The sequence below is a fragment of the Butyrivibrio sp. genome (genome assembly GCF_017940685.1).
In the GTDB taxonomy this organism is placed as follows: Bacteria; Bacillota; Clostridia; order Lachnospirales; family Lachnospiraceae; genus Butyrivibrio.
The window spans coordinates 1-8,989 of the sequence record NZ_JAGAYD010000126.1 but is presented as its reverse complement, the minus strand read 5'-3'; the positions used below and the strand labels follow the sequence as shown (position 1 = coordinate 8,989).

9 protein-coding genes and 2 pseudogenes are annotated in these 8,989 nt (G+C 44.7%); all 11 read left to right on the top strand.

The features are described from left to right. Positions 1–930 (top strand): annotated as a pseudogene (locus J6I68_RS08120) (hypothetical protein); the annotation flags it as partial. Positions 931–1,067: 137 nt separating this feature from the next. After that, a complete protein-coding gene (aspS, locus tag J6I68_RS08115; RefSeq protein WP_292219394.1) occupies positions 1,068–2,888 on the top strand; it encodes an aspartate--tRNA ligase in 1,821 nt (606 codons plus the stop codon). A gap of 210 nt (positions 2,889–3,098) precedes the next feature. Next, a complete protein-coding gene (locus J6I68_RS08110; RefSeq protein WP_292205199.1) occupies positions 3,099–3,377 on the top strand; it encodes an AtpZ/AtpI family protein in 279 nt (92 codons plus the stop codon). Between the two features lie 25 nt (positions 3,378–3,402). Continuing rightward, a complete protein-coding gene (locus J6I68_RS08105; RefSeq protein WP_292205200.1) occupies positions 3,403–3,831 on the top strand; it encodes an ATP synthase subunit I in 429 nt (142 codons plus the stop codon). 10 nt (positions 3,832–3,841) lie between these two features. Further along, positions 3,842–4,612, top strand: a complete 771-nt coding sequence (locus tag J6I68_RS08100; RefSeq protein ID WP_292219391.1) for a F0F1 ATP synthase subunit A — start codon at positions 3,842–3,844, stop codon at positions 4,610–4,612. Between the two features lie 44 nt (positions 4,613–4,656). Then, complete coding sequence (atpE, locus tag J6I68_RS08095) at positions 4,657–4,938, top strand: ATP synthase F0 subunit C (RefSeq protein WP_292219388.1); 282 nt, start codon at positions 4,657–4,659, stop codon at positions 4,936–4,938. Positions 4,939–4,975: 37 nt separating this feature from the next. Continuing rightward, complete coding sequence (gene atpF / locus J6I68_RS08090) at positions 4,976–5,473, top strand: F0F1 ATP synthase subunit B (protein WP_292205202.1); 498 nt, start codon at positions 4,976–4,978, stop codon at positions 5,471–5,473. Between the two features lie 15 nt (positions 5,474–5,488). Further along, the gene (gene atpH / locus J6I68_RS08085) at positions 5,489–6,028 is read left to right on the top strand and encodes an ATP synthase F1 subunit delta (protein WP_292219384.1); all 540 of its coding nucleotides are present in this window, start codon (positions 5,489–5,491) and stop codon (positions 6,026–6,028) included. A gap of 21 nt (positions 6,029–6,049) precedes the next feature. Next, complete coding sequence (atpA, locus tag J6I68_RS08080) at positions 6,050–7,579, top strand: F0F1 ATP synthase subunit alpha (RefSeq protein ID WP_292219381.1); 1,530 nt, start codon at positions 6,050–6,052, stop codon at positions 7,577–7,579. A gap of 13 nt (positions 7,580–7,592) precedes the next feature. Further along, the gene (gene atpG, locus J6I68_RS08075; RefSeq protein ID WP_292219380.1) at positions 7,593–8,453 is read left to right on the top strand and encodes an ATP synthase F1 subunit gamma; all 861 of its coding nucleotides are present in this window, start codon (positions 7,593–7,595) and stop codon (positions 8,451–8,453) included. Between the two features lie 43 nt (positions 8,454–8,496). Continuing rightward, positions 8,497–8,989, top strand: a pseudogene (locus J6I68_RS08070) (F0F1 ATP synthase subunit beta); the annotation flags it as partial.

The window sequence follows — 8,989 nt, the reverse complement described above, 5'->3', positions numbered from 1 at the left end:
GATGGTGCATCCAATGTAAAGTGGAGCATCATGGATACTGGTGAAGAGTACAGAGAGCTAGTTCAGATGTGCTTTGATCTTGATGGCCTTAGTTTTACAGCAAGACAGCAGAATACAGGTGATGAGCCGCAGGATATTTCAGGAATGTTTTATGAATGGACAGCAGAAGAAGACGTTACCCTTGCAAACTGGGCCGGAGGCAACATGAAGGGTACAGTGAAGCGCTTTATCGGCGATGACAGGTACATTGATGTATGTACATGGTATGATGTGGAAACAGGTGCATCTTACTCACTTAGCACTGAGGGTAAGGACCTTGACGGGTTTGATATTCAGGCAGTTGCAGAAGCAATCTATGACCCCGATAAGCAGTTTGGTGCAAATGCTCCTGAAGATGCGGGCGAACTGATGGAACATGAAAGATATGTTGACATCGAAGGGTGTGACACATTTACTCAGATTGTTGATAAGCTTCCTGCAGGATACGGATATACCAACGCAACAATAGGAGATACGGATGTTCTTTTAGTTACTGATCAGACCTTCGACGACCTTGATGGACACAATGCAGCAATTGATGCAGAAATATTTACTTATACAGAGAGTGGAACTCCACAGTATGCCGGATATATCGAGGCTGGTGGAACAGCATATCCTCTTGCTGTTAACAATGGCAAGCTCTATGCAGGTGGAAATCACTTTATGAAGGTATATACAATGAGCTATGGATTCCCTTGTTGGGATGAGTATGCCTGGGAGGAGTTTGATACAAATGGCAATGCAACCTACCAATATCGATCAGATATTAAGGACATTTCAGAGGTTGGAGCAGATCCTGATACGGGAGAACTTAAGGACGATTCTGTATTACAGAGGCTGTATGATGAGAGCTTTTCAGGAGAAGTTCTTAATTTCGATGTTATAAAGTAATATGGATGAATGTTAAGAGCCATGTAAGCTATTAATAGTTTCTTACATGGCTCTTTTATTATTACTTGAAAGAACTTAGATGATGGTCTAAAATATCTTAGTTAACGAGATTAATTTGTAGAAATGGAGTATTACTTATGATGCAATCACGTACACATAACTGTGGTGAGCTGCGCATTGAGAATGTCGGACAGAGTGTTACACTTGTTGGCTGGCTTGAGAATATGCGTGAAGTTGGGTCAGGGCTTGGATTCGTAGTCCTTCGTGACTTCTATGGCACAACCCAGATTGTTTTAGAGACAGAGGAGATGGTAAAACAGTTTAAGGCCATCAACAAGGAGTCAACCATATCTGTTAAGGGTGTTGTAAGAGAGCGTAGCTCTAAAAACCCTAAGCAGGCAACTGGTGACATCGAGGTTGTTCCTGAGTCAGTTGAGGTTCTTGGAAGATGTCAGCACAACGAGCTTCCTTTTGAGATCAATCACTCAAGAGAGGCTGATGAGCTGGCTCGTCTTAAGTATAGATACCTTGACCTTAGAAACCCTGAGGTTAAAAAGAATATCATCCTTAGATGCAATGTTATTGCAGCTCTTCGTCAGTCAATGATAGAGCATGGATTTTTGGAGATCACAACTCCTATCCTTACAGCTTCATCACCTGAGGGAGCAAGAGACTACCTTGTTCCTGCAAGAAAGCATCCAGGCAAGTTCTATGCACTTCCACAGGCTCCTCAGCAGTTCAAGCAGCTCCTTATGACAGCTGGCTTTGACCGCTACTTCCAGATCGCACCTTGCTTTAGAGATGAGGATGCAAGAGGAGACAGAAGCCCTGGAGAATTCTACCAGCTGGATATGGAGATGGCATTTGCATCTCAGGAAGATGTCTTTTCAATCTGCGAGGACGTTCTTCCTCCAATCTTTGCTAAATATGGAACCTACGACCGTGCTTCAGGCTCACCTTTCATGAGGATCCCTTATCTTGAGGCTATGGAGAAATACGGATCAGACAAGCCTGATCTTAGAATTGACCTTACCGTACAGGATGTTACAGATAAGCTCTCAGATTGCGGTTTTGGACCTTTTGCAGCTAAGGCTGAGGATGGAAGCGCAACAGATGTACGCATCAAGGCTGTTGTAATATCTGACTTCAAGGAGAGCCGCAAGTTCATCGACAAGACTATCGGTGATGTAGAGGTTCAGGCAGGCAACAAGGCTTACTGGTTCAGAATGGATGAAAATAACGAGCTGGTTGGAGGTATCTCCAAGTTCGTTGCTCCTATCAAGGACGACGTAGTAGCAGCTCTTTCCCTTAAGGCTGGAGATCTTGTAGTTCTTTCAGCTGGTAAACTTGGCGCAGCACAGAAGACAGCTGGTGTTATCGTTAAGACCTTCGGAGCAGCTGTTCCAGGACACATGGACAAAGAGCAGTATGCTTTCTGCTGGATCGTTGACTTCCCTATGTACGAGATCGGTGAGGAGTCAGGAGAATTAGAGTTCTGCCACAACCCATTCTCAATGCCATCTGGCGGACTTGAGACACTTCTTAAGGCAGAGAGAGGCGAGATCGATCCTCTTTCAATCACTGCAGATCAGTACGACCTTGTATGTAACGGTGTTGAGCTTTCATCAGGTGCCGTTCGTAACCACGATCCTGAGATCATGATCAAGGCCTTTGAGATGGTAAGACTTGGTGAGGATGATGTTAAGGCCAAGTTCCCTGCTATGTACAATGCCTTTACCTATGGCGCACCACCACATGCTGGAATCGCACCTGGCGTAGACCGTATGGTAATGCTCCTTGCAGGAGAGGATACTATCAGAGAGATTATTCCTTTCCCTATGAACAAGAATGCGCAGGATGTTATGATGGACGCACCTGGATACGTTACAGACAAGCAGCTTGAGGAGCTTCACATCAGAACTGTTGTTGAGGATGAGGCTGCTGGTAGTAGCAACTAACGAAATTTTGATAAATTATTTATAAAGAATTAAAGCCGGAATCCGCAATTCCAGAAAAATAGCGGGTTCCGGCTTTTTTTGTAAACTTCCTCAAAACGCCAGAATTGTCTAACATTAGTTGAGAAAAGCCCATAAAAAGTGTATTATTATAGTGTTATACTATTTTTAGTATACACAAATATGCAGGAAGGAGCGAAAAAGGAGACGTCCATGGAAGTTAGAAAGGCATCAAAACTGATTGGACAGTTTGCGATGGTAGGTCAGCTTGGCTTATCACTTCTAATGCCCCTTCTGATGTGTCTTTTTGCGTGCTATCTTCTGGTTAGCAAGCTTTCTGCCCCTCTGTGGGTGTATATTATTGGCTTTATCATGGGGATTGGAGCTTCTATGACAACCGCTTATAAGGTGTATCTGTCAGTGGTTCACAAAGAAGAAAAAAAGAAGATAAAAAAAGACCCTAATGAGGTTTATTTCAGTAAGCATATTTAAATCTGTTACAGGGAGAGCGCATTGTATGAAAATTCAGCCAGCAGTTAAGACTGAGACGGGGAGAATTGCACTTGGCACCGGAATTGGTGTCCTTATTATGTTTTTAGTGTTTTTTGTTTTGCACATGGTGATCCCGCAGGATGCTCCATTTCATCTGGCGGTTCCATTTGATCATAAGGTTATCCTTGGAGGAATAGGCGGCTTTTTAGTGGCTGTCGGTAATTTTTTCTGGATGGCCATCACAGTGCAAAAGGTTGCATCCATGGAGGATGAGAAGCAGGCTCGCTCTGCAATGGGCGTAAGCTACAGGTACAGGACCCTTCTACAGCTTCTGTGGGTAATACTGGCTATCGTTGTTCCAGTATTCAACTTGGTAGCGGGAATTGTTCCGCTATTCATTCCTAGTTTAGTAATAAAACTACGCGGTATCTTTTCTGCGGGGAAAGGAGGTTGAAGAGTAAAGCATGAGTCAGAGCTTCGAAGTTGATTATGCGAAGATATACTGGACCATTAAAACCGGAATCCCTGTTTTGGGAGATTTAAAGATCACAGAAACGCTGATCGTCAGCTGGATCGTAATGATCATAATAACCGGTTTGTGTATCTTCCTGACGAGAGATCTCAAGGTTGAGAATATCTCAAAGAGGCAGGCTTTTGCAGAGATGCTGGTTGAAATGGGCAATAATTTTGTCCGCAATAACACAGGAGGCAACAAGTTTGACAAGTTGATACCATTTGTTTCGGCGCTTTTTGCAACGAGTGTGGTATCCAATCTGATAAGCCTTGTAGGGCTACGAAGCCCAACAGCAGATCTGTCAACAGAAGCAGCCTGGGCAGTAGTTGTATTTATTATGATCACTGCCACAAAGATCAAGACCAACGGAGTTGGCGGATACTTAAAGGGATTCACAACGCCTATTGCAGTTATGACACCATTTAATATCCTGTCAGAGTTGGCAACACCAGTTAGTATGGCATGCCGTCATTTTGGAAATATCCTTTCCGGCGTAGTTATTGACGGACTTATCTACTGGGCTTTAGGGCTTGCATCAGCAGCCTTGTTTGGACTGATACCGGGAGCAGTTGGACAGTTCCTTTCAAAGATCCCGATCCTGGGCATTGGTCTTCCTGCAGTTACCGGCGTATATTTTGACTGGTTCTCCGGATGCATGCAGGCATTTATCTTCTGTATGCTGACCGTCATGTATATTGCCAATGCAGCAGAAGCAGATTAAAGAAAAAACAAAATAATAATTCATATCTTAGGAGGCAAAGAATTATGAGTGATTTTCAGTTACTAGCTAAAGGTATTGCACTTGCAGGATGCGGTATTGGTGCAGGATGTGCACTTATCGCAGGTATCGGACCTGGTATTGGTGAAGGAACTGCTGTTTCAAAGGCTCTTGAAGCTATCGGACGTCAGCCTGAGTGTAAGGGCGATGTAACAGGAACAATGCTTCTTGGTTGTGCGGTTGCTGAGACAACTGGTATTTATGGTTTCGTTACAGGACTTCTTCTTATCTTCGTAGCACCTGGAATGTTTATGAACTATCTGCAGTAATCCGTATTATTGCACATGGTATATTAAGGAGAAAAATATGCAGACACAGGATCTAGTAACACTAGTACCCTGGACCTTTATTATTCAGATCATAAACCTCTTCATTCAGGTGTATCTCATTAAGAAGTTTCTTTTCAAACCAATCAATGAGATCCTTGAAAAGAGAAGGAACCTAGCTGATAAGGAAATAAAGGAGGCCAGGGAGGCCAAGGATGAAGCTGATTCTCTTAAGGTTCAGTACGAAGACAGCCTGACCAATGCACACGCTGAGGCAGCACAGATCGTATCTGATGCTCAGAAGGAAGCTCAGCAGAAGGCGGACACCTTAGTTCATGAAGCTGAGGCAGAGGCCCAGAGCATTAAGGCAAGAGCTGCTGCTGATATTGAGCAGGAGAAGAAGAAAGCCATCAATGAGGCCAAGGATGAGATCGGATCCCTTGCTATGGAGATTGCTGGTAAGGTAGTTGAAAAAGAAATAAGTGAGTCCGATCATAAGAAGCTTATAGACGATTTCATTACTAAAGTCGGAGCATGATAAAAGGAGATAAAAATGTCAAAAGCTGGAGATCTTTATGGGCAGAGCCTGTATGATCTGGCAGCGGAAGAGAACCTATCGGATGATATTTTGGGCGAAATGGAGGCAGTCAAGGGAATCTTTGATGAGAACCCTGACTACGTAGCTCTCCTATCGGAGCCTTCGGTCCCTAAGAAAGAGAGACTGCAGCTGGTGGACGAAGCACTTGGCAGCTCCCTGACCGCTTATCATCTGAGCTTTATCAAGATTCTTATCGAAAAGGGACTGCTTCGTGAATACTCAGCGTGTCTTAAGAGATTTCGCAAGAGTTACAATGAGGAACACGGCATAGCAGATGCGTTAGTGACAACAGCCGTTGCACTGTCGGGCGATCAGCTAGAGCAGCTCAAGGAGAAACTTGAGAAGATCAGCGGTAAGAAGGTGCTTCTTAAACAGAAGACAGATCCGGACATACTTGGTGGTGTCAGAGTGGATCTGGAGGGACAGCTCTTTGACGGATCAGTCAAGGGCAGGTTATCCGAGCTTCGCAAGAAAGTTGATGAGACTGTCATCTAAAACAATACATCGGAGGATGATATGGAACTAAAACCAGAAAAAATATCCGAGGTCATTCGAAGCCAGATAAAGAATTATCAGAACGCTATAATTCAGAACGAGACTGGAACAGTTCTTACCGTTGGTGATGGTATTGCCAGAGTTAGCGGACTTTTGAACTGTATGTCCGGTGAGCTTTTAGAGTTTGAGAATGGTACATTCGGAATGGCTCAGAACCTCGAGGAAACAGTAGTATCCGCGGTTTTGTTCGGCGAGGATGTAGGTATCAGCGAAGGACAGACCGTTAAGCGTACAGGAAGAGTTGTATCTGTTCCTGTAGGTGAAAAGATGATCGGACGTGTTGTAAACGCCATCGGTCAGCCAATTGATGGACAGGGACCAATCGAGACCACAGAGTTCAGGCCTGTTGAGTCACCTGCACCAGGTATCATTGCAAGACAGCCAGTTAAAGAGCCACTTCAGACAGGTATCAAGGCTATTGATTCCATGATCCCTATCGGAAGAGGACAGCGTGAGCTTATTATCGGCGATAGACAGACTGGTAAGACAACTATCGCTATCGATACTATCATCAACCAGAAGGGCAAAGATGTTATCTGTATCTATGTTGCTATAGGTCAGAAGAGATCTACAGTTACAGCCCTGGTTGAGGATCTTAAAAAGGGCGGCGCTATGGACTACACCATCGTTGTAGCTGCTACAGCGTCAGAGCCAAGCCCACTTCAGTATATTTCACCATACACAGGCTGTGCTATGGGTGAGTATTTCATGAATCAGGGCAAGCACGTACTTTGCATCTATGATGACCTCAGTAAGCATGCGGTTGCATATCGTGCACTTTCCCTTCTTATCAGAAGACCACCAGGACGTGAGGCTTATCCTGGAGACGTATTCTATCTCCATTCAAGGCTCCTTGAGAGAGCTGCTAAGCTTTCTGATGAGAACGGCGGCGGATCACTTACAGCCCTTCCAATTATTGAAACACAGGCTGGTGACGTATCAGCATACATTCCTACAAACGTTATCTCCATCACAGATGGTCAGATATTCCTTGAGACAGAGCTCTTCCACTCAGGAATCATGCCAGCGGTTAACCCTGGTATTTCCGTATCCCGAGTTGGTGGTAACGCTCAGATCAAGGCCATGAAGAAGGTTGCTGGTACACTGAAGCTGGTTTATTCACAGTACCGTGAGCTGCAGAGCTTCGCTCAGTTCGGTTCTGACCTTGATGAAGACACCAAGGCGCGTCTTGCACAGGGTGAAAGAATCGTTGAAGTTCTTAAGCAGGACAAGAACCAGCCAGTTCCTGTTGAGAAACAGGTTGCCATCCTTTATGCCGTAATAAATAACATCCTGATCAAGGTTGCAACCAGTGACGTTGCAGAATATGAAGCAGGACTTTATGAATTCCTTGATAACGATCCTTCCGGAATCGCTGCAATGCGTGATATCCGTGAAACAGGAAAGCTTGAAGGGGATACTGAGACTAAGCTTAAACAGGCACTGGACGCTTATACAGATAAGTTCATTAAGCAGAAAGAAGCTAAATAAGGAGGACTAGATAATGGCTGGATCAATGAAAGCTGTTAAACTCCGAATAAAGAGCGTTCAGAGCACGATGCAGATCACCAAGGCTATGCAGCTGGTAGCAGCATCAAAACTGCGAAAAGCCAAGGAAAGAGCAGATGCATCAAAGCCCTACCTTGAGACAATGCTTGGAACACTTACAGATATAGCCAACTCAAACACAGATTTCCAGTCTCCATTTACGAAGGCTGCGGAAAATGACAAGTGGCTGTATGTTGTTATCGCCGGAGACAGAGGTCTTGCAGGTGGATACAACTCCAATCTGTTTAAGTTCATGGAAGCAGAGACAAAGGGAAGGGACAATGTTACTGTTCTTCCTATTGGAAAAAAGTCTGTTGAGTACTTCAAACACAGAAACGTGCCACTGTTTACAGAAGAGTACGCGGAAGTTGCAAAAGTAACTATTTCAGACTGTTTCCAGGTTGCAAAGCTTGTCTGCGATGCATATAGAAGTGGCGAGTTTGGACACATTTTCCTATGCTACACCAATTTTGTATCCATGCTTTCACAGGTTCCGACCGCTTCATCACTTCTTCCTCTTTCTGACCTTAGAACTGAGGAAAAAGCATCTGATGGAAAAGCTAGGGACCTTATCCTATATGAGCCGGACTCAGAAACCGTGTTCAATGCAATTGTTCCGGAGTACCTGGCGGGAATTCTTTATTCCAGTATCAATGTTTCCTATGCGAGTGAGCTTGCCGCCCGTAGAACAGCAATGGAGGCCGCAACTGATAATGCTGAGGAGATGATCGATACCTTGAGTCTGTACTACAACAGAGCTCGTCAGGCTAGCATCACACAAGAGATTACTGAGATTGTTGCGGGTGCGGAAAGCTGACCGCCTACGTAATCTTAAATTGAAAACTTAAGGAGTTTAAACAATGAGTGAGAATCATGTTGGAAAGGTAATTCAGGTTACAGGCCCTGTACTTGACATCCGCTTCAAAGAGGGTGAGCTTCCAGATCTTCACAATGCTATAGAGATCATGATCGGTGACCGCAGGCTGGTTGCAGAGGTTGCACAGCAGGTCGGCGATGATGTGGTAAGATGTGTAGCCATGAGTTCCACAGACGGACTTGTTCGTGGAGCAGAGGCAAAAGACACAGGAAGCCCGATCACTGTACCAGTTGGTGACAAGTGCCTGGGTAGAATTTTTAACCTGCTTGGAGAACCTGTAGACAATAAGCCTGCTCCAGAGGGCGTAGAGAGATGGGCAATCCATCGTCCTGCTCCTTCATACGAAGATCAGGTGCCTGCTACAGAGATCTTTGAGACAGGAATCAAAGTAGTTGACCTTATCTGCCCTTATGCTAAGGGTGGTAAGATCGGTCTTTTCGGTGGTGCCGGAGTTGGTAAGACTGTCCTTATCATGG